A 22,140-nucleotide genomic window follows, 5' to 3' on the forward strand; every position below is an offset into this window, starting at 1 on the left:
GCTGCAAATTTGGGCGTCTGTTTGTCTGAAATGCGGCGAAGTCGATTTTTGCGAAAACGCAAGTCTCGGCCCATCCGCCTTGCATTTCGGCTCCGGTCAGGCACACTGTCACCTCGCCGTCACAGACGAGGTGCGGAGATTCGATGACTGATCAGCCGGATTTGCAGGCTTCCAATGGCGTGGTCGACCTCAGGGAATACAGGAGCAGCAAGGATCCGCTGCCCGTAACGTTCCATCGACGAGAGCTCGACGCAATCCTCCGGGTCTACGGCCGCATGGTCGGCGAAGGCGAATGGCGCGACTACGCCATCGACCATATGCGCGACAAGGCGGTGTTCTCCATCTTCAAGCGGTCCGGCGAAATGCCACTCTACCGCGTCGAGAAAAACCCCAAGCTCACCGCCAAGCAGGGCGCCTACAGCGTCATCAACCAGCACGGGACCATCCTGAAACGCGGCCACGAGCTGAGCCAGGTTCTCAAGGTGTTCGACAAAGCGCTGCGGCTCATCGAGACGTAGCGACTTTTAAGCCATCGTTCCCGGATAGTCCTGCCCGGACGGCTCCGTGCCGGCGCCCTCGCCGAGCGCGCGCTGCATGAACACCGTATCCAGCCAGCGCCCGTGCTTGAAGCCGGTTGCCGTCATGCGGCCTGAATGTTCGAAGCCGGCCGCGCTGTGCACGGCGATGGAGGCGGGGTGCGCGCCGCCGATGACGGCCACCATCTGGCGAAAGCCGAGCTCCGTGCAGCGGCGGATCAATTCCGCCAGCAGTGCCTTGCCGACGCCCTTGCCACGCGCTTCCGGCGCCAGATAGACAGAATCCTCGACGAGCCAGCGATAGGCCGGCCGCGTGCGGAAGGCCGATGCATAGGCATAGCCGAGGATGAGGCCGGTCTGCTCGATCGCCACGATATAGGGGTAGCCCTTATCGGTGATTGCCTTGAAGCGCGTCCCCATCTCGTCAAGCGACGGCGGGTCGACCTCGTAGCTCGCCACCCCGTTCAGGACGGATTCGCGGTAGATTTCTGTGAAGGCAGCAATATCGCCGAGATCGGCGGTGCGGATGACGAAGCTCATGGAAAGCCCACGTTTGTATGACAATTCCGCCGCGTTTTGCGTCCGGCCTTACCGGAAAGCAAGACCAAAAAGGGGATGGAGTTACCCCATCCCCTCAGTTTGTCGAAAAGCCTCTCCCACCACGACGTCATCCCCGGTCGACCCGAGGATGACGAAGGTGAGGTAGGGACCGCTCAGGCGCCGTAGACGATGAGCAGGTCCTTGGCGTCGATCTGGTCGCCGGCCTTCACCAGCACTTCCGAGACCGTGCCGTCCTTTTCCGCATGCAGCGCCGTTTCCATCTTCATCGCCTCGATGGAGAGCAGCACGTCGCCAGCCTTGACCGACTGGCCGGCCGAGACCGAGACCGTCGAGATGACGCCCGGCATCGGCGCACCGAGATGGGTGGCGTTGGCGATGTCCGCCTTGCGGCGGGCCGTCGACGTCGCAGCGCGGTTGCGGTCCGGAACCTTGATGAGGCGGGGCTGGCCGTTCAGCTCGAAGAACACCTTCACCATGCCCTGCGTATCCGGCTCGCTTTGCGCCTGGTGCAGGATGACGAGCGAGACGCCCTTTTCCAGCTCCGGCGACAGTTCTTCGCCGGGCGAAAGGCCGTAGAAATAGGCCGGCGTCGGCAGAATGCTGACGGGGCCGTAGGTATCGGCGGCAAGCGCGTAGTCCGTGAAGACCTTCGGATACATCAGGTAGGAGGCGAACTCGAAGTCGTCGACCTTGCGCTCCAGCTTGTCCTCGATGGTTTTACGCTCGGCATCGAGATCGGCCGGGGGCAGCAGCGAGCCGGGCACGGCGGTATAGGGCGCCTCGCCCTTCAGTGCCTTCTTCTGCAGTGCCTGTGGCCATCCGCCCGGAGGCTGGCCAAGATCGCCCTTCAGCATCGAGACGACCGAGTCCGGGAAGGAGACGTCCTTGCCTGGGTTCTGGACGTCCGCGACCGTCAGGTCCTGGCTGACCATCATCAGCGCCATGTCGCCCACCACCTTGGAGGACGGCGTCACCTTGACGATATCGCCGAACATCTGGTTGGCGTCGGCATAGGCCTGGGCGACCTTGTGCCACTTGGTCTCAAGCCCGAGCGAGCGGGCCTGTTCCTTGAGGTTGGTGAACTGGCCGCCCGGCATTTCATGCAGGTAGACTTCGGACGCCGGCCCCTTGAGGTCGCTTTCGAAGGCGGCGTACTGGTAGCGCACGGCCTCCCAGTAGAAGGAGATGCGGCGGATCCATGCCGGATCGAGGCCCGGATCACGCTCCGTGCCCTTCAGCGCCTCGACGATCGAGCCGAGACAGGGCTGCGAGGTGTTGCCGGACAGCGCATCCATTGCCGCGTCCACCACGTCGACACCTGATTCGACGGCGGCGAGCACGGTCGCGGCGGCAATGCCGGACGTATCGTGCGTGTGAAAATGGATCGGCAGGTCGGTCGCCTCGCGCAGCGCCTTGAACAGCACGCGGGCGGCAGCAGGCTTCAGGAGGCCCGCCATGTCCTTCAGCGCGATCATGTGGGCGCCGGCCTTTTCCAGGTCGGCGGCGAGCGCGGTGTAGTATTTCAGATCATATTTCGGGCGGGCGGAATTGAGGAGGTCGCCGGTGTAGCAGATCGCCGCCTCACAGATCCTGCCCTCTTCCGCGATCGCATCCATCGACACACGCATGTTGTCGACCCAGTTCAGGCAGTCGAAGACGCGGAACACGTCGATGCCGCCCTTCGCCGCTTGGCGGACGAAATATTTCACGACATTGTCGGGGTAGTTCTTGTAGCCGACGCCGTTGGCGCCGCGCAGCAGCATCTGCAGGAGCAGGTTCGGCGCGTCCTCCCGGATGCGGGCGAGACGATCCCACGGATCTTCCGTGAGGAAGCGCATGGAGACGTCGAAGGTCGCGCCGCCCCAGCATTCCAGCGAGAAGAGCTGCGGCAGCGCGCGCGCATAGGTGCCGGCGACGCGGGCGATGTCATGCGTGCGCATGCGGGTGGCGAGCAGCGACTGGTGGCCGTCGCGCATGGTCGTGTCGGTCAGGAAGACCTGGCTTTCGCCGCGCACCCATTCGGCGAACTTCTTCGGGCCGAGTTCGTCGAGCTTCTGCTTGGTGCCGGCGACGATCTTGCCTTCGATGAAGGGGACGATCGGCTTGGCGACATCCGCCGGCGGCCTCGGACGGCCCTTCGCTTCCGGATGGCCGTTGACGGTGACGTCGGCGAGATAGGTGAGCAGCTTCGTCGCGCGGTCCTGACGCTTCACCTGCTGGAAGAGTTCCGGCGTCGTGTCGATGAAGCGGGTCGTATAGCTGTTGTCGCGGAAGGCCTCGTGGCTGATGATCGCTTCAAGGAAGGTGAGGTTGGTGGCTACACCGCGGATGCGGAATTCGCGCAGCGCCCGGTCCATGCGGGCGATCGCCTCCTTCGGGTTTGGTGCCCAGGCCGTGACCTTGACGAGCAGGGGATCGTAGAAGCGGGTGATCACCGCGCCCGGATAGGCCGTGCCGCCGTCGAGACGGATGCCGAAGCCGGAGGCCGAACGGTAGCCGGTGATGCGGCCATAGTCGGGGATGAAGTTCTGTTCCGGATCTTCCGTGGTGATGCGGCACTGCAGGGCATGGCCGTTGAGGCGGATATCGGCCTGCGCCGGCACACCCGATTCCGGCGTGCCGATCGCCTCGCCGTCGAGGATGTGGATCTGCGCTTTGACGATGTCGATGCCGGTCACGACTTCCGTGACGGTGTGCTCGACCTGGATGCGCGGGTTCACCTCGATGAAGTAGAATTTGCCCGAATCCATATCCATCAGATATTCGACCGTGCCGGCGCCGATATAGTTCGTCGCCTTGGCGATCTTGATGGAATGCGCGGCCAGCTCCTGGCGCTGCGCCTCGCTCAGATACGGGGCCGGTGCGCGCTCGACAACCTTCTGGTTGCGGCGCTGGACCGAACAATCGCGCTCGAACAGATGCACGACATTGCCATGCGTATCGCCAAGAATCTGGCTTTCGACGTGGCGGGCGCGCTCGACGAGCTTTTCGAGATAGACCTCGTCCTTGCCGAAGGCGGCCTTGGCCTCGCGCTTGGCTTCCGTCACCTCGCGCAGCAGGTCCTTCGGGTCGCGGATGGCGCGCATGCCGCGCCCGCCGCCGCCCCAGGAGGCTTTCAGCATGACGGGATAGCCGATTTCAGCGGCCAAGCGGTGGACCTCGTCCGCATCGTCCGGCAGCGGATCGGTGGCCGGCACGACCGGCACGCCGACGGAAATGGCAAGGTTGCGCGCGGCGACCTTGTTGCCGAGCTGGCGCATCGTATCCGGCCGCGGGCCGATGAAGATGAGGCCGGCGGCATCGCAGGCATCGACGAATTCCGGGCTTTCCGACAACAGGCCGTAACCCGGATGGATCGCATCGGCGCCGGAAAGCTTCGCGACGCGGATCACTTCCTCGATATTGAGATAGCTCTCGATCGGCCCGAGATCGCGCGCCAGATGCGAGCCGCGGCCGATCTGGTAGCTTTCATCCGCCTTGAAGCGGTGCAGCGCGAGTTTGTCCTCTTCCGCCCATATCGCGACCGTTTTTATGCCGAGCTCGTTGGCTGCGCGGAACACGCGGATGGCAATTTCGGAACGGTTGGCGACAAGGATCTTGGAAATGGGCAAGTCGGACTCCTCAGTGACTTGAAAACGGGAAATGCTGCACCCGCGAAGAGAATTATTAGCGGGTTATTTTCAAAGTTCAATTTTGGAGTCGTCGTTCGACAAAAGAATTACGACAGTCAGGAGACAAGGCCGAGCCGGAAGGCGATGGCGATGGCGTGGTGCCGGTTGCGCGCGCCGAGCTTTTCCTGGATGCCGTTCATGTACCAGTCGACCGTGTGACTGGAGATGCCGAGCACCCGGCCGATATCGTGCGAGGTCATGCCCTCGGCAAGCAGGCTCAGCGCCTCCATTTCGCGGCGCGTCAATTCCACGTCGACGATGGCGGAGAGGCGTGCCGCCTCTTCCGGATCGGCCGCCTGGATGAGTTTCCAGAAGAGCCGCCGGGCGATGCCGTCGAAAAGACCGATCTCGACGCTTTCCAGTTCGACCGGCTTGCCGCCCAGGCTGAGGCTGCCGATAAGGCCGCGTCGGCCGTGAACGGGAAACATGTAGCCGTCCTCCAACCCGTTGTGCCGCGCATCGACCATCATGCGCTCCATGCGCTTGCGATGCGGGCTCAGGCGGAAGGCGCCGAGCGTGTCGCGCCAGCGAAAGCCGGCCTGCGCATGGCCGAGATAACGTATCGTCGGATCGACCTGCATGTAGCGCTTGCGCAGATAGGTTTCCGGCCAGCCCTTTGGCCAGCGGCCGGCGAGCAACAGGTTGGTCGGGCTTTCCACCGGCTTCGGTGCCTGGATGAGACCGTAGTAGTCGAAGCCATAGAGCAGGAGAAGACGCTCAAACTCGGCCGTAGTCTCGTCCCGACCTCGCAACTCGTCGATCAGTGCAAGGAACTGCACCAGCAAGTTGATCTTCATATGCCTCGCGCGTGAAGCGCCCCAAATCCAATTCTGAAAAAAACCAAAGCCGGCCCCGCGTTCGGACCAGTCATGTCCCATTCATGTTGCCCCGCATACAATTGGCAGGATCGAAGGATGAAAATCAATCGGCCAAGGGACATAGCGCAGCGGAAAATGGAAAATCACGCAAGATTTCATGGGAGTCATGAAATTTGCACGCTGCCGAAGAACTTTTGCCCCTTCCGCTGATTAACAGCGCACTGCAAAGAGAACAGGTGCTTTCGCTGCACCGCACAACAGGTATCGCCGGAAAGGCCTTATTTCGTGTCTTTGTTTCAGGTTTATGCAAGAGCCCTCAGCTATCTTGGGGTCTACAAGATTCGCGTCGGCTCGGTGGTTGTGGCCAACATCGTGCTGGCAATCATTACCATTGCGGAACCGATCCTGTTCGGCCGCATCATCGACGCCATCTCCTCCAAGGGAGACGTCACGCCGATGCTGGCCATGTGGGCGGGCTTCGGCCTGTTCAACACGATCGCCTATGTGCTCGTCGCCCGCGAGGCCGACCGTTTGGCGCATGGCCGTCGTGCGAGCCTTCTGACGGAGGCGTTCGGCCGCATCATTTCCATGCCGCTTGCCTGGCATAGCCAGCGCGGCACCTCGAACGCGCTGCACACGCTGCTGCGGGCCTGCGAAACGCTGTTCGGCCTGTGGCTGGAATTCATGCGCACGCATCTGGCGACCGCCGTCGCGCTCGTTCTGCTGATCCCGACTGCGTTCGTCATGGATTACCGCCTGTCGATCGTGCTGGTGGTGCTTGGCGTGCTCTATGTCATCATCGGCAAGGTCGTGATGAACCGCACCCGCGAAGGCCAGGCATCGGTTGAAAACCACTACCACACCGTCTTTTCCCACGTGTCGGACTCGATCAGCAACGTTTCGGTCGTGCACAGCTACAACCGCATCGAATCCGAGACGCGCGAGCTGAAGCGCTTTGCCGAACGCCTGATCAACGCGCAGTTTCCTGTGCTCGACTGGTGGGCGATTGCCAGCGCGCTGAACCGCATCGCCTCGACGATTTCCATGATGACGATCCTCGTCATCGGCACGGTGCTGGTGCAGCGTGGCGAAATCCGTGTCGGCGACGTCATCGCCTTTATCGGCTTCGCCGGCCTGCTCATCGGCCGCCTCGACCAGATGAAGGCCTTCGCCACGCAGATTTTCGAAGCGCGCGCCAAGCTGGAGGATTTCTTCACGCTGGAAGACGCGGTGAAGGAACGCGAGGAGCCGGTCAACGCCGGCGATCTCGGCGAGGTCAAGGGCCGGGTCGAATACCGCAACGTCAACTTCGACTTCGCCAATGCGACACAGGGCGTCAGCGACGTCTCCTTCACGGTAGAGGCCGGCCAGACCGTCGCCATCGTGGGCCCCACGGGTGCCGGCAAGACGACGCTCATCAACCTGCTGCAGCGGGTCTACGAGCCGAAATCCGGCCAGATCCTTATCGACGGCGTCGATATCGCCACGGTGACGCGCAAGTCGCTGCGCCATTCGATCGCCACCGTCTTCCAGGATGCCGGCCTTCTCAATCGCTCGATTTCGGACAATATCCGCCTCGGCCGCGAAGGTGCGACGCAGGAAGACATCGAGGCCGCGGCGGAAGCTGCCGCCGCGAACGACTTCATCACCTCTCGCCAGAGCGGCTACGAGACCCATGTGGGTGAACGCGGCAACCGGCTTTCCGGTGGCGAGCGCCAGCGCATCGCCATTGCCCGCGCCATCCTCAAGAACGCGCCGATCCTCGTGCTCGACGAGGCGACCAGTGCGCTCGACGTGGAAACGGAAGCGCGTGTGAAGGCGGCGATCGACCAATTGCGCCGCAACCGCACGACCTTCATCATCGCCCACCGCCTGTCCACCGTCCGCGAAGCCGACCTCGTCGTCTTCATGGACCATGGCAAGGTGGCCGAGATGGGCACGTTCAACGACCTCAGCCAGAGCAACGGCCGCTTCGCCGCCCTGCTGCGGGCGAGCGGCATCCTGACGGACGACGACGTGCGCAAGAGCCACACCGCCGCCTGACGTCTCTCTCATCGTTGCGAGTCGTTCCTTTTGACCGGCAGGGCCTGCAAGCCCTGCCGGTTCGCGTTCTGGCTGATGACGGCCGCCTGCCAGTCGAGATAGCGCGCATAGGCGATGTGCAGCGCGATGCCGAGGATCGCGTAGAGCGTACCGAGGATCGGGTTCTTGCCGGTCACGAACATCATCACCTGCCCCGTCATCGCAAGGATTGTGCCGAAGATGAAGACGGCAAGCGAATGCCGCCCCACGGCCACCAGCGGATGGGAGAGCGGCAAGGCGGCCCAGTTGGACAGAACCGGGATCGTCGCCACCAGATAGGCGCCGGCCAGCACATGGAGCAGCCGGGTGGTCGACAGGAACGTCTTGTCGAAGCCGGTCAGCACTGCCGGCAGGCCATAGGAAAAGTCGATGTTCCACCAGGCGAGCACGACCCAGAGCCCTGACACGACGAGGTAGGCGGCCGACAGCGCCATCAGCACCGGATTGCGCGGAAAACCCTTCCTCTTCGCCCGCAACACGCCGACGAAGCCGATGACGAACAGGAACTGCCAGGACAGCGGATTGAGGAACCAGTAGCCGTCGTCGAGAAAATTCGACGGCGCGATCTGCCAGATGCCGGCACAGAGCCAGAGCGTGCCGGAAACGGCGAGCAGCAGCCAGGCGCTGCGCCGATAGAGCCAAAGGAAGCCCGGCAGCATCAGGAACAGTACGGCATACATGGAGAGAATGTTGTTGTAGCCGAACTGATGGCCGAGCAGCACCATGCTGACCACGCCCTGCTCCGTGCGGTCGACCACGGCGCGCAGGTTGATCTCGGACAGGAGATCCGGCCGGCCGAACCAGAGGGCGCCGCCGGCAAAGATCGCGAAGGTGATGACGCTCGTCATGATATGCGCGACGTAAAGCGTCAGCGCCCGGCGCAGGATGCGCAGCGTCACCGCCAGCCGCTCGCCGACCGCAAAACGAGAACCATAGGCAAGCCCGACCGACATGCCCGAAATGAGGACGAAGGCTTCCGCCGAATCGGAAAAGCCGAAGTTCTTATGCGTCAGGTGTTCCAGATACTGGCCCGGAACGTGATTGACGAAGATCGTCAGCAGGGCAAGCGCCCGGAAGACGTCGAGGCGTGTGTCGCGTTCGCGCGGCACAGCGCCCACCGGTCCAAGTCTGTCTGTCATAATGCTCTGGTCCACATGCGTGGATCAGAGCAAATAACCCTCGTTTGAAGATTTGATGACAGTTCCGTTCACACTTGCTTGCCATCCACCGTCATCGGCACGCTCGATGCGGATCGCAAGTGTTTGGCCGTCCAGCTTGAGCGTCGCCTCATAGCCGCTCCACGCCGCCGGCAGCACTGGTTCGATGAACAGGCGCCCCGCCTCCCTGCGGATGCCGAGGATGCCCTCGACGGCCGCACGGTAGAGCAGTCCGGCCGAGCCGGTATACCAGGTCCAGCCACCCTGCCCCGTGCGTTCGCCTTCGCCATAGACATCGGCGGCAACGACATAGGGCTCGACGCGGTAGAGTGCTGCCGCCTCCGGGTTCTGCGCGTGGTTGATCGGGTTCAGCAGGTTGAAGCAGGTCCAGGCGTCCTCCGCCCGGCCCTGCCGCGCCAGCGCCAGCACGACCCAGGTCGCGGCATGGGTATACTGGCCGCCGTTTTCGCGCACACCCGGCGGATAGGCCTTGATGTAGCCGGGATCCTGCGGGGTCTCGACGAGCGGCGGAGTGAACAGGCGGATGATGCCATGCTCCCGGTCGACGAGGTTTTCCATCACCGCATCCATCGCCTGGCGCGACCGTTCCATGCTGCCCATGCCGGACAGCACACTCCAGCTCTGTGCGATCGAATCAATCCGGCATTCCGCGCTCTCGGAAGAACCGAGCGGCGTGCCATCATCGAAATAGCCGCGACGGTAGTAGCTGCCGTCCCAGCCCGCCGTTTCAAGCGCGACCTTGAGACGGCCGAGATGCTCTTCCCATTGGCCGGCGCGGGCCTGATCGCCCCGCTCGCGCGCAAGCGGAATGAAGCCGCCGAGCGTGCCGGCAAGGAACCAGCCAAGCCAGACGCTCGTGCCGCGGCCGGCTTCGCCGACGCGGTTCATGCCGTCGTTCCAGTCACCACCGAGGATGAGCGGCAGGCCGTTCTCTCCCGTGCGGCGCAGCGCCAGGTCGAGTGCACGGGCGCAATGCTCATAAAGCGGCGCGTCTTCAGACGACCGGTCCGGCGTGAAGAACGCGTCATGCTGGCCCTCGGCGAGCGCCTGCCCCTCGATGAAGGTCAGCGTTTCTTCGAGGATCGCCCGGTCGCCGGTGACCCGGCAATAATATTCGGTCGCATGGGCAAGCCACACCACGTCGTCGGAGATCATGGTGCGCACGCCGGCGCCGTTGTCCGGCAACCACCAATGCTGCACGTCGCCTTCGGCGAACTGCCGTGAGGCGGCGTTGAGGATCTGCCCACGGGCAAGCTCCGGCCGGTGCAGGATGAAGGCAAGCGTATCCTGCAACTGGTCGCGGAAGCCGTAGGCACCGCTCGCCTGGTAGAAGGCCGAGCGAGCCTGGATGCGGCAACCCAGCGCCTGGTAGGGCAGCCAGTCGTTGACCATGCGGTCGAGCGCCGCATCGGGCGTCTTGACCTGCAGCGTGCCGGTAAAGTCGCTCCAGTAGCCACGAACAGCGGTCATGACCTTGTCGAAATCCGCCGTACGGCTCTTGTCGGCCAGCGCACGGGCGCTGTCCGCATCGGCCGTGTCGCCGAGCACGAAATGCAGTTCACGCGTCTCGCCGGGTTTCAGCGTGATATCGACGGCAAGCGCCGCGCAGGGATCGCCGATGCCTTCAGCGGAACCGGACAGCGCCTGCCCCGCGACGACAGCCGCCGGCAGCACGATATCGCCGCCGCGGCCGATGAACTCGCGCCGTTTCGCGGTGAAGCCCGAGAGCGGCGCATCGACGGCGAAGAAGCTGGTCCGGCCGGCAAAGTCGAAGCTGTACGGGTTCGTTGCAAAGAGCGCGCCGCTTTCCTCGTCATGGCTGGTCAGCACGAAGGGCGCGGTCCTGGCGGGGTTGTTGCCGAGCACCCATTCGACATAGCCATAGACCGTCAGGCTGCGTTCCGTTTCACCGGTGTTCTTCACGACGAGGCGCGAATATTTGACCGGATCCTCCGGATCGACCGTCTGCACGAGATCGAGTTCGATATCGTCTTCCCAGCTGCGGAAGGCGGAATAGCCGAGGCCATGCCAGGTCTCGAACTTCACCGAGGGCTTGCGCGACAGCGTGGCGAAGGGCGTCATCACCGTGCCGCGCTCGCGGTCTCTCACATAGAAGGCCTCGCCCGGGCGGTTGACGACCGGATCGTTCGTCCAGAGCGTCAGCTGGAAGTCGCGCGAATTGCGGCTCCAGGTATAGCCGGCGCCCTCCGCCGAGACGTGGAAGCCGAAATGCCGGTTGGCGATGACGTTGATCCACGGCTGCGGTGTCGCTTCGCCGCCGCGCAACCGCACGGCATATTCCCGGCGCTCGGCGTTGAAGCCGCCGAAACCGTTCCAGAAGGAAAGACCGTCACCGTTTATGTCGACCGGCTCGCCGGCGGGAACCGGCAGCTTGGGTGCCGGCGGTTCGGCCTTTGTCTCCTCCTCGCCACGCGGCGTGGAGAACAGGGCGACCGTGCGGGCGATCTGGTCGGAAAGCGTGCCATTGCGCGCGTGGAAGACGGCCCGCGCCGTGGCGAGCAGCGCCTGCCAGGTGGTGCCGTCCATCAGGTCACGGCGCACCGTGAAGACGTGCTGGCGCGCGCCGTCGGACTGGCTGCGGATACGCAGGTTTTCGCACATATGGTCGAGCGTGTGCTGCATGTCCTGCGCATAGGAGGCGGCGCGCTCGTTAAGGATCACGAGGTCGGCCGTGACGCCGCGGTGGCGCAGGTAATCCTGTGCACGCAGTGCCTGGCGGGCGACGTCGATGTCGATCTCGTCGTTGATGCGCAGCACGAAGATCGGGAAGTCGCCGGAAATCGCCAGCGGCCACAGCGCCGACTGGGCGGCAAGCCCGCTCTGGATCGTGCCAGTATCGGCGCGAAGGTGCATGTCCGGATAGGTGAGATAACGGCCGAGCATCTGGAAGCTCGCCGCCTCCTGCGAGGTCACGCCGACATGGCGCATATGCACCTGCGAGCGCGTCCAGGCATGGATCATTTCATGGTTGAACACATCCGGATGGCGATAACGGTCGATGGCCGCATCCACTTCGGCACGGCTGGGAGCGGCAATGGTCCAGAAGATGACCTTGACCTTCTTGCCGGCCGGCACGCGCACGACGCGGCGCAACGCCATGATCGGATCGAGCGTGAAGCCGTCCGTGCCGGAAAGCTGTGCACCCGGATCGAAGGCGGCAGCCGTCGTCAGCGACCGGCCACGGCCGATGAAGCGGCGGCGGTCCGTCTCGATCTCGGTGCGGCGCGAGGGGCCGGCATTGTCGACGATCAGGTGGGCGATCGTCATGTCCGGCTCGTTCGGGTTGCGCTTCTGCCGCTCGGCGCGCACGACGTCACCGCGCTTGCCGATTTCGGTGCGGATGAACATCTTGGAGAACAGCGGATGGGCGCTGTCGGCGTCATCTGTCGAAATCACCGGTTCCATATAGGAGGTCACTTCGATGAAGCGGTCTTCCGGCCCGGTGTTGAGCAGCGTCAGGCGACGGCCTTCGGCATCGTGCTCGGTGGCGACGATGACCTCGACCTCGCTCGTCAGCGTACCGACGGTCTTGATGAACTCCGCCTTGTCGTCGCCGAACTGGGTCTTCGTTTCCTCGCCCTCGGCACGCTTCGGCTCGGCGGTGGCGGACCACCACTCGTTCGTCGCGGTATCGCGCAGGAAGAGGAAGGAACCCCAGCGGTCTTCCGTCGGGTCAGGCTTCCAGCGGGTGACCGACTGACCGTTCCAGCGTGAATAGCCGGCACCGTTCGCCGTCAGCATGACCGAGTAGTGACCGTTCGACAGGAAGACGGTCTCGCGCTCCCTGGAGAACGGATCCTTGATGATGCGGATTTCCGGGCGCAACAGGTCGGCCTGCGTGCTGCCGACGGTTTCCGGTTCGCGCTTGGCGTTGATGACCGGAATGTCGCGCGGCGCCTTTTCCTGCAGGAGAAGTTCGGCAGCCTCGATGACCGGGTCAGAGTGGAAACGTTCGCGCAGCGCGCCGTTGAAGACGACGTTGGCGACGGCGGCGATCGACATGCCGTGATGGTGCGCCATGTAGTTGCGCACGACCGCGCAGGTCTTACCCTCCGGCACGCGTGTCGGCGTGAAATCGACGGCATCGTGGAAGCCGTAAACGCCGAGGGCACCGAGCTTGCGCAGACGCTCGAGATTTTCGAGCGAGGCCGCCGGCGCGTATTGCGAGGCAAGCAGCGAGGCATAGGGCGCGATCACCGCATTTTGGCCGAGGCCGCGCTTGAGGCCGAGCGTCGGGACACCGAAATTGGTATACTGATAGGTCAGCTCGTGGTCGCGGGCGTTGAAGGCCGCTTCCGAAATGCCCCAGGGCGTGCCGAGACGGCGGCCGTGGTTCATCTGCTCCTTCACCACCAGATTGTTCGTCTGGTTGAGGATACCGCCCTGGCGCTCCTGCATGACGAGCGGCGGCATGAGATATTCGAACATCGAGCCGGACCAGGAGACCAGCGCACCGCGCGAGCCGACCGGCACGACCGGACGGCCGAGCTTGTACCAGTGCTCGGTGGGAAGATCCCCCTTGGCGATCGCGAACAGGCTCGTCAGGCGCGCTTCCGAGGCGAGCAGGTCGTAGCAGGCCTCGTCGAGTTCGTTGGTCTCGACGCGGTAGCCGATGGACAGCAGGCGACGCTCCTGGCGGAACAGGAAGCCGAAATCCATCGAGAAGGCGATGTCGCGCGCACGGTCGCGCAGCACGACCAGCCGCGCCCGCAACGTCTCGATGCTGCCGAGGTCGAAGACGCTGTCGGCGATATGCGCCTCGCAAGCCGCGACCAGCGCGCCTGCCCAATGCACGACCTCGCCGCTCTGCGGCGACTTGATCTCGTGGTCGAGGTTGACGATCAGCTTGTTGACGTCGCGTGCCAGCACCGAAAGGTTGATGACGCGGATGGAGGCAAACTCGTGCTCGCGCTTGACCGCGGCGAGCGCGTTGTGGAAGCCGGCGATGCGCTCCTCGATGAGGCGGCGCAGCGGTCGGACGGTCTTGCGGTCATCGGGGAGTTCCGTCAGCGTCTCGGACAGGATCGATGCCACGTCGCCGATGCCGTCAAGGCTGCCTTGCAGAAACGCCGACGGCGCTTCGGCCCATTCGCGGCACATGGAGGAGACGGCGATGAGGTGGCCGGCGAGGTTGCCGCTATCGACCGCCGAAACGTAGCGGGGGCCAAGCGTTTCCAGCGTGTTCGTGCGGTACCAGTTGTAGAGGTGGCCGCGGTACTTCGGCATGCCGTCGATGGTCGAAACCGTCTGCTCCAGGCGCCGCACCGTCTCTTCAAAACCGATCCAGCCGAAATCGCGCGCGGAGATGACCGAGAGCAGGTAGACGCCGATATTGGTGGGCGACGTGCGCTCGGCAAGCACCGGCTGCGGCGTTTCCTGGAAATTGTCCGGCGGCAGGAAGTGCTGCTCGGCCGTCACGAAGGTCTCGAAATAGCGCCAGGTGCGCCGCGCGATCTTGCGCAGCTCAGTGGCGACATAGTCGGACACGACGAGCTGGTCCTCGGTCTCCGCCGTCTGGCTGACATTCCAGGCGATCATCGGCGAGAGCAGCCAGACGAGGGCGAAGGGAATGCCGATGAAGGGCAGGCCCGTATCGGAGACCATGGCGAGCGCCACGGAGACCACGGCGAGCGCCGGCGCCTGCCACATGGTTTTGTAATGGGCGAGGATGCCGCCGCGCGCAGCACTATCGGCCTGCGCGGCCGTGCGCCATTCCAGCATCAGCTTGCGGCTGACGAAGGTGCGGTAGAGCGAGCGGATGATCGCGTCCGCCATCAAGCCCGCCGAATGGGCGATGAAGACGATGCGGAGTGCCACCTGCGCATTGGCCGCGCGGATATCAGAGATGACCCGATGCACATGGGCACGCGCGACGATGTCGTTGCGGCGCGGCATGATGCCGGAGATCAGCGACAGCGTCGGTGCGACGAAGAGCAGGAAGATCAGCACGAGCTGCCAGATCAACGCCTGGCGCGGCTCCATGTAGTACCAGCCCATGACGGAGGCGACGAGCCAGCCGATTGGGATAAGGCTGCGGCGCAGGTTGTCGTACATCTTCCAGCGGCCGATCATGGAAATTCCACTCGACGGGCTGAAGAGGTAGGGCAGCAGCTGCCAGTCGCCGCGCGCCCAGCGATGCTGGCGCGAGGTCTCGACACCGTAGCGCGTCGGGAAATCCTCGACGAGTTCTACATCCGTCACCAGTGCGCAGCGCGACAGCGAGCCTTCGAGAAGGTCGTGGCTCAGCACGGCATTCTCGCCGATCCGGCCCTTCACGGCCGCCTCGAAGGCGTCGACGTGATAGAGGCCCTTGCCGGTAAAGGTGCCTTCGCCGACGAGGTCCTGGTAGATGTCCGACACGGTGAAGACGTAGGGATCGATGCCTCGGTCGGCGGAATAGATGCGCTGGAAGGTCGAGGCTTCCTTACCGGTCGTCAGCGAGGGCGTGACGCGCGGCTGGAGAATGCTGTAGCCGGCGGTGATTTCGCCCGTCGCCTCGTCGATGACGGGGCGGTTGATCGGGTGATGCATCTTACCGACGAGCTTGGTCACGGCATCGCGCATCAGGCGCGTGTCGGAATCGAGCGTCATAACATATTTGACGTCCGCCGGCACGATGTTGGCGCCCGGCAGGAAGGTCGTGTCGCCGTCGCCGCGCAGAAGCAGGTTCAGCTCGTGCAGCTTGCCGCGCTTGCGCTCCCAGCCCATCCAGGCGCCTTCCGACGGATTGTAGAGCCGGCGGCGGTGCAGGAAGTAGAAGCGCGTGCGCCCGTCATAGGCGTAGCGGGCGGACAGCGCCGCAACCTCGCGCTTGGCATATTCGAGCACGTCGAGATCGGCCGGCGTTTCTTCCGACTGGCTGTCGGCCCAGTCGCTGATGAGCGCGAAATAGATCTCGCCACGCGGATTGGCGAGGTAGTGCACTTCGAGATTGCGCACCAATTCGTCGACATGGTCGCGCTTGGAAATCAGACAGGGCACGGCAAGCAGCGTGCGCGCATCGTCCGGAATGCCGTCCTTGAATTCGTAGCCGACAAGGCGGGACGGCGTGACGAAGAAGGTGACCAGCGTGTTGAAAAGACCCGTCGCGCCCTCGGAGGCCGGCAGCGCGAAAAGCACGAGCATGATCAGCCATGCGCCATTCGGAATATCGAGCGGATCGAGGAAGAAATAGACCGCGATCATCGCCAGCAGCGTCAGGATGATGTTGGGCGCGGCAATCGCAAACCAATCCAGCTTGCGGGTCAGGCGCACGGCGCGCTGGACGATCGACGGACGATAGCCGATGCGCTTTTCGAGCTGCTTGCGCTTCTTGCCGACGAGGAAGGCCGCCACATTGGCCTTGTAATCCAGGTCCTCGACATGCGCCGCCGCGTCTTCCTCGGTCATGGTGAGCGCGATTTCGGTCACTTCCAGCTCGGTCTTGCCGGAGCGGCGGGCGAAGCGCTCGATCGTGTTGCGGTACTTGTTGCGCGAGCCGAAATCGAGGTCGCTATAGTCGGAGCGCTGGCGCAGCGCTTCGTCGAGGCGGCTGACGCTCTCGAACCAGACGGGCCATTCCGTATCGTCGACGGAGCGCAGGCTCTTGATGAGCGAACTCATCGTGACGTTGCCGGAGGACAGCCGGTTGTTCTCCGCGACGATCAGCTCCTCAAGGTCGCTGCCGCGGCTCTCGATCTTGCGCTCCAGCCACTGGATTACCGCGCCGGAGGCCTGCAAGCCGTCACGAAGCCGGTAGAGCAGCTGGATGACGAAGGTGTTGTCGTCGATGAAGGTCTCCATCGACTGGAGATGGGCAATGCATTTTTCCGGATCGTTGAGCCGGATCAGTTCGTCCGCCACTTCGTTCGCCTTCAGCCGCATCTTGCGCGAGCGCTCGACGCGGCTCGAAATGCGGCGGAGGTTTTCAAGAAGCACGAAACGAATGAAGGAAGGCAGCGCCCAGAGTTCGCCGATCTTCAGCGCATCGACCTTCTGGAAGCCCTGGACGAAAGCCGTCAGGCCGTCATGCGAGACGCTGCTATGCGTATGGGCGACATAGAGCCAGGCGACGGCGAGCGTGCGCGGCATCACCTGCCCCTCGACCTCCAGGGTCGGCAACTGGCGGAAGAAGCGGCGGGGGAAATCGCGGCGGACTTCCTGGATCGCCTCTTCGACGACGTAATAGTTGTCGAGCAGCCATTCGGCTGCGGGGGTGATCTGCACGCCCGCTTCGACATCCTTCGCCGTCGTCTGGTAGACGCGGAAGATTTCCTTCTCGTTTTCCTTGTGCCGGGCACGGAATTCGAAGGGTCGGAAGCCGGGCAGGGCCGCGCGTTTGTCGCGCGCCAGCGCTTCACCGCAATCGGCAAGCTCCTCCAGCGTCAGATAGGTGGCGCGGATCGAATCGTTATAATCGATCTGCTTGACGTCGGCATCGCGCGAGGAGGCTTGCGGCGTATTATGAAGGGGCATGTTTCTGATTCTGGATCCGGCCATGTGGAACCATCCGGCGGCGGCCTTTGCGCTGGACAGTTTTTTGCGGGCAGGGTTCATATTTGTGCCGCGATCAGCCATGGCACCGAACCGCACCCCGGGGGCACTTGACGGTTGGACAGGGCTCAGGCGACACGCTTGTTGGCATCCTGGCCGCGTGGTGCATGAAAACGGCATTTTTTAGCCGTAAGGACAGAGACTTGCAACATGTCAACAGGACTGGATGGCGCAGCATGGACCCTCATCTGCGGATTTGGTGAATCGCCCATCCCTCCCCAAGGGCGAACCTGCGCATGGTGCAGGCGGAAAGCCAAATGCCTGATGCGGGAAAAAGTTCCCGCCCTGTGCATGATAGTCAAAACCATTGACTTGCCGGCGCGCTGACGCCAGTTTGCCGAAGTCAGGGTCTTCCGAGTCGCATGCGGCTTGGAGGCTAAGAGGGAAGCCGGTGCGATGCTCCAGATGGAGTGCCAAGACCGGCGCTGCCCCCGCAACTGTGAACGGTGAGCGACTGTCGATAAAGCCACTGGTCTTTGGACCGGGAAGGCGAGACAGAGGCGACGACCCGTGAGCCAGGAGACCTGCCCTGATACTTGAAACGTCCATGGGCGGGGTGTCCCAGTGGTGCGCTTGCTTGTCGCCTTTCGGCGAAATCCAGCATGCGTGCGTCCGGTCATCCCCCAATTTACCGATTGGGGAAGAAATGCTTGCACTTGATCACAACGGCCTCTCCGGCACCGGAAAGCCGGAATCCGTCTTCATCTCCTGGCTGCTCTGGCAACCGCGCGGCGCCGACCTTGCCGTCGAGGCACTGAAGGAGGTGCAGAAACTCTCCCGTTATGAGGATGCCGATCCGGATATTGCCCGCCTGCGATCGCTTTTCGCCTCGCTTGCCGGTGCAGACCGTCCGCTTCACTGACGCGTCGGTCCGCATAAACGCATATTGACATAAAGATATCTTTATGTGACTTCCGATGCAGTATGATTGCACCGGAGGGCTTTGCCATGGCCAAATCGCACCTGGACACCCTGTTCGGCCCCGAACTGCCGCGCCGCGACGGCCGCGAGATCCTCGCAGCCCTGCAAAAAGCCGCGCGCGAGCGCATCCTGGTGCTCGACGGCGCCATGGGCACGGAAATCCAGACGCTCAAGCTCATCGAGGACGATTTCCGCGGCGACCGCTTCGGCGATTGCGCCTGCCACCAGCAGGGCAACAACGACCTGTTGACGCTGACCCAGCCGGGCGCGATCGAGGACATTCATTACCGCTATGCGCTGGCCGGCGCCGATATTCTCGAAACCAACACCTTCTCCTCCACCACCATCGCCCAGGCCGACTACGGCATGGAGGACATGGTCTATGAACTGAACCGCGACGGTGCGCGCCTTGCGCGGCGCGCCGGCCTGCGCGCGCAGGAAAAGGACGGCCGCCGCCGTTTCGTCGCCGGCGCGCTCGGCCCGACCAACCGCACCGCCTCCATCTCGCCCGACGTCAACAATCCCGGCTACCGCGCCGTCTCCTTCGATGATCTGCGCCTCGCCTATGCCGATCAGCTGCGCGGCCTCATCGATGGTGGCGCCGACATCATCCTGATCGAGACGATCTTCGACACACTGAACGCCAAGGCCGCGATCTTCGCCACCCGCGAAGTCTTCGAGGAAAAGGGCATCGAGCTGCCGGTCATGATCTCCGGCACGATCACCGACCTTTCCGGCCGCACGCTGTCCGGCCAGACGCCGGAAGCCTTCTGGAACTCGGTGCGCCACGCCGATCCCTTCTCGATCGGCCTCAACTGCGCGCTCGGCGCCAATGCCATGCGCGCCCATCTCGCGGAAATCTCCTCTGTCGCGCAGACCTTCGTCTGTGCTTACCCCAATGCCGGCCTGCCGAACGCCTTCGGCCAATATGACGAGACGCCGGACGAGATGGCCGCCCAGATCGAAGGGTTTATGCGCGACGGGCTCGTCAATATCGTCGGCGGCTGCTGCGGCTCGACGCCGGACCATATCCGCGCCATCGCCGCCGCCGCCGCGCGCCATAGCCCACGCGAAATCCCCGACATCCCGCGCCATATGCGGCTGTCCGGCCTCGAACCCTTCACGCTGACCGACGCCATTCCCTTCGTGAATGTCGGCGAGCGCACCAACGTCACCGGCTCGGCGAAATTCCGCAAGCTGATCACCGCCGGCGACTATGCGGCCGCCCTCGACGTCGCGCGCGACCAGGTGGCGAACGGCGCGCAGATCATCGACATCAACATGGACGAGGGCCTGATCGATTCAGCTCGGGCCATGACGGAATACGTCAACCTCATCGCCGCCGAGCCGGATATCGCCCGCGTTCCCCTGATGATCGACAGTTCGAAATGGGAGGTGATCGAGGCCGGCCTGAAATGCGTGCAGGGCAAGCCGCTGGTCAACTCGATCTCGCTGAAGGAAGGCGAGGAAGCCTTCCTGCACCACGCGAAGCTCGTGCGCGCCTATGGCGCCGCCGTCGTCGTCATGGCGTTCGACGAGACCGGGCAGGCCGACACCAGGGCGCGCAAGGTGGATATCTGCACCCGCGCCTACAAGCTCTTGACCGAAGTCGCCGGCCTTGCGCCGGAAGACATCGTCTTCGACCCGAACATCTTTGCCGTCGCCACCGGCATCGAGGAGCACGACAATTACGGTGTCGACTTCATCGAAGCGACCGCCGAAATCACCGCCACCCTGCCGCATGCCCATATCTCGGGCGGCGTCTCCAACCTCTCCTTCTCGTTCCGCGGCAACGAGCCGGTGCGCGAGGCGATGCACGCGGTGTTCCTCTACCACGCCATCCAGGCGGGCATGGACATGGGCATCGTCAATGCCGGCCAGCTCGCCGTCTACGACACGATCGAGGCGGACCTGCGCGAGGCCTGCGAAGACGTGGTGCTGAACCGCGCGCCGAAGGGCGGCGGCACCGCGACCGAGCGCATGCTGGAGATCGCCGAACGCTTCAAGGGCACGGCCGGCAAGGAAGCCAAGGAGCGCGACCTCGCCTGGCGCGACTGGGCGGTCGAAAAGCGCCTCGAACACGCCCTCGTCAACGGCATCACCGAATTCGTCGAGGCCGACACGGAAGAGGCCCGGCAGAATGCGGAACGCCCGCTGCACGTCATCGAAGGCCCCTTGATGGCCGGCATGAACGTCGTCGGCGACCTCTTTGGCGCCGGCAAGATGTTCCTGCCGCAGGTCGTGAAATCCGCCCGCGTGATGAAGCAGGCCGTCGCCGTGCTGCTGCCCTACATGGAGGCCGAAAAGCTTGCCAATGGCGGCAGCGGCGAGCGCCAGAGTGCCGGAAAAATCCTGATGGCGACCGTCAAGGGCGACGTGCACGACATCGGCAAGAACATCGTCGGCGTCGTGCTCGCCTGCAACAACTACGAGATCATCGATCTCGGCGTCATGGTGCCGGCGGCGAAGATCCTCGAGACGGCGAAGGCGGAAAAGGTCGATATCATTGGCCTGTCCGGCCTGATCACGCCCTCGCTCGACGAGATGGTGCATGTCGCCAATGAAATGGAGCGCGAGGGTTTCGATATCCCCCTCCTCATCGGTGGCGCGACGACGAGCCGCGTGCACACAGCCGTCAAGATTCATCCGCGCTACGATCGCGGCCAGACCGTCTATGTCACCGATGCCAGCCGCGCCGTCGGCGTGGTCGGCAGCCTGCTGTCGGCCGAGATGAAGCCCGGTTATGTCGAGACGCTGAAGGCCGAGTACCGCAAGGTGGCCGACGCCCACGCCCGCAGCGAGGCGGAAAAGCAGCGCCTGCCGATTACCAAGGCGCGCGACAATGCCTTCAAGGCCGACTGGTCCGCCTATCGGCCGAAGGTGCCGTCCTTCCTCGGCACCCGCGTCTGGCAGGACTGGGATCTCGCCGACCTCGCCCGCTATATCGACTGGACGCCGTTCTTCCAGACCTGGGAACTGAAGGGCGTCTATCCGAAAATCCTCGATGACGAGAAGCAGGGCCCGGCCGCCCGCCAGCTCTTTGCGGACGCACAGGCGATGCTGGAAAAAATCATCGCGGAAAAATGGTTCACCCCGAAGGCCGTCGTCGGCTTCTGGCCGGCCGGCACCGTCGGAGACGATATCCGCCTCTTCACCGACGAGGCACGCGACAAGGACCTTGCGACCTTCTTCACACTGCGCCAGCAGCTTTCCAAGCGCGACGGCCGGCCGAACGTCGCCCTGTCCGACTTCGTCGCTCCGGTAGACAGCGGTAAGCAGGACTATCTCGGCGGCTTCGTCGTGACGGCCGGCATCGGCGAGATCGCCATTGCCGAACGCTTCGAGCGGGCGAATGACGACTACAACTCGATCCTCGTGAAAGCGCTCGCCGACCGTTTCGCCGAAGCCTTTGCCGAACGCATGCATGAAGTGGTGCGCAAGGAACTCTGGGGTTACGCGGCGGACGAGACCTTTGCTCCGACCGACCTCATTGGCGAGCCCTATGCCGGCATCCGCCCGGCACCCGGCTACCCCGCCCAGCCGGACCATACGGAAAAGACGGCACTCTTCCGCCTGCTCGACGCGGAAAAGGAAATCGGCGTGACCTTGACCGAAAGCTTCGCCATGTGGCCCGGCTCCTCCGTCTCCGGTCTCTACATAGCGTCGCCCGAAAGCTATTATTTCGGCGTCGCCAAGGTGGAGCGCGACCAGGTGGAAGACTACGCGCGGCGTAAGGATATGCCAGTCGTCGAAGTGGAACGCTGGCTCGGGCCGGTGCTCAACTACGTGCCGGCACCGGTGCGGGAAAACGCGGCCTGAG

General features: G+C 63.8%; 9 protein-coding genes and 1 riboswitch. Of the genes, 4 read left to right on the forward strand and 5 right to left on the reverse strand.

What is annotated here, in order from left to right; translation table 11 throughout:
- Positions 1-143: 143 nt before the first annotated feature.
- Positions 144-518, forward strand: coding sequence for a DUF2794 domain-containing protein (locus AC1RT2_RS12005; RefSeq protein ID WP_493102106.1), 375 nt, complete (start codon positions 144-146; stop codon positions 516-518).
- 6 nt (positions 519-524) lie between these two features.
- Here the strand turns inward: AC1RT2_RS12005 and AC1RT2_RS12010 are convergent, their stop codons facing one another.
- The 3 genes from AC1RT2_RS12010 to AC1RT2_RS12020 form a co-directional block, all read right to left on the reverse strand.
- The gene (locus tag AC1RT2_RS12010) at positions 525-1,076 is read right to left on the reverse strand and encodes a GNAT family N-acetyltransferase (RefSeq protein WP_069060641.1); all 552 of its coding nucleotides are present in this window, start codon (positions 1,074-1,076) and stop codon (positions 525-527) included.
- Positions 1,077-1,249: 173 nt separating this feature from the next.
- Positions 1,250-4,708, reverse strand: a complete 3,459-nt coding sequence (gene pyc, locus AC1RT2_RS12015) for a pyruvate carboxylase (RefSeq protein ID WP_493102108.1) — start codon at positions 4,706-4,708, stop codon at positions 1,250-1,252.
- Positions 4,709-4,824: 116 nt separating this feature from the next.
- Positions 4,825-5,565, reverse strand: a complete 741-nt coding sequence (locus AC1RT2_RS12020) for a LuxR family transcriptional regulator (RefSeq protein ID WP_493102110.1) — start codon at positions 5,563-5,565, stop codon at positions 4,825-4,827.
- A gap of 306 nt (positions 5,566-5,871) precedes the next feature.
- On the opposite strand from AC1RT2_RS12020, the gene AC1RT2_RS12025 reads away from it, so the two are divergent.
- A complete protein-coding gene (locus AC1RT2_RS12025) occupies positions 5,872-7,629 on the forward strand; it encodes a glucan ABC transporter ATP-binding protein/ permease (RefSeq protein ID WP_069060638.1) in 1,758 nt (585 codons plus the stop codon).
- 8 nt (positions 7,630-7,637) lie between these two features.
- Here the strand turns inward: AC1RT2_RS12025 and AC1RT2_RS12030 are convergent, their stop codons facing one another.
- Together AC1RT2_RS12030 and AC1RT2_RS12035 are read right to left on the reverse strand one after the other, a co-directional pair.
- Entirely contained in the window at positions 7,638-8,807 is a 1,170-nt protein-coding gene (locus AC1RT2_RS12030; RefSeq protein WP_493102112.1) for an OpgC family protein, read from the reverse strand.
- Between the two features lie 24 nt (positions 8,808-8,831).
- Positions 8,832-17,321: a glycoside hydrolase family 94 protein gene (locus AC1RT2_RS12035; RefSeq protein ID WP_493102114.1), complete on the reverse strand. Its 8,490-nt coding sequence runs from the start codon at positions 17,319-17,321 to the stop codon at positions 8,832-8,834.
- Positions 17,322-17,728: 407 nt separating this feature from the next.
- Positions 17,729-17,945: riboswitch (cobalamin riboswitch) on the forward strand.
- Between the two features lie 100 nt (positions 17,946-18,045).
- On the opposite strand from AC1RT2_RS12035, the gene AC1RT2_RS12040 reads away from it, so the two are divergent.
- Together AC1RT2_RS12040 and metH are read left to right on the forward strand one after the other, a co-directional pair.
- A complete protein-coding gene (locus AC1RT2_RS12040) occupies positions 18,046-18,261 on the forward strand; it encodes a hypothetical protein (protein WP_069060636.1) in 216 nt (71 codons plus the stop codon).
- An 86-nt stretch (positions 18,262-18,347) separates the two neighbouring features.
- The gene (metH, locus tag AC1RT2_RS12045; protein ID WP_493102117.1) at positions 18,348-22,139 is read left to right on the forward strand and encodes a methionine synthase; all 3,792 of its coding nucleotides are present in this window, start codon (positions 18,348-18,350) and stop codon (positions 22,137-22,139) included.
- Position 22,140 lies beyond the last annotated feature (1 nt).

This window comes from Shinella sp. GW821-FHT11G07 (assembly GCF_058808115.1).

Excerpts from the sequence above, each read along its gene's own strand:
- AC1RT2_RS12005 (WP_493102106.1), top strand. The coding sequence starts at position 144 with ATGACTGATCAGCCGGATTTGCAGGCTTCCAATGGCGTGGTCGACCTC.
- AC1RT2_RS12010 (WP_069060641.1), bottom strand. The coding sequence starts at position 1,076 with ATGAGCTTCGTCATCCGCACCGCCGATCTCGGCGATATTGCTGCCTTC.
- AC1RT2_RS12020 (WP_493102110.1), bottom strand. The coding sequence starts at position 5,565 with ATGAAGATCAACTTGCTGGTGCAGTTCCTTGCACTGATCGACGAGTTG.
- AC1RT2_RS12030 (WP_493102112.1), bottom strand. The coding sequence starts at position 8,807 with ATGACAGACAGACTTGGACCGGTGGGCGCTGTGCCGCGCGAACGCGAC.
- AC1RT2_RS12035 (WP_493102114.1), bottom strand. The coding sequence starts at position 17,321 with ATGCCCCTTCATAATACGCCGCAAGCCTCCTCGCGCGATGCCGACGTC.
- AC1RT2_RS12040 (WP_069060636.1), top strand. The coding sequence starts at position 18,046 with ATGCTTGCACTTGATCACAACGGCCTCTCCGGCACCGGAAAGCCGGAA.
- metH (WP_493102117.1), top strand. The coding sequence starts at position 18,348 with ATGGCCAAATCGCACCTGGACACCCTGTTCGGCCCCGAACTGCCGCGC.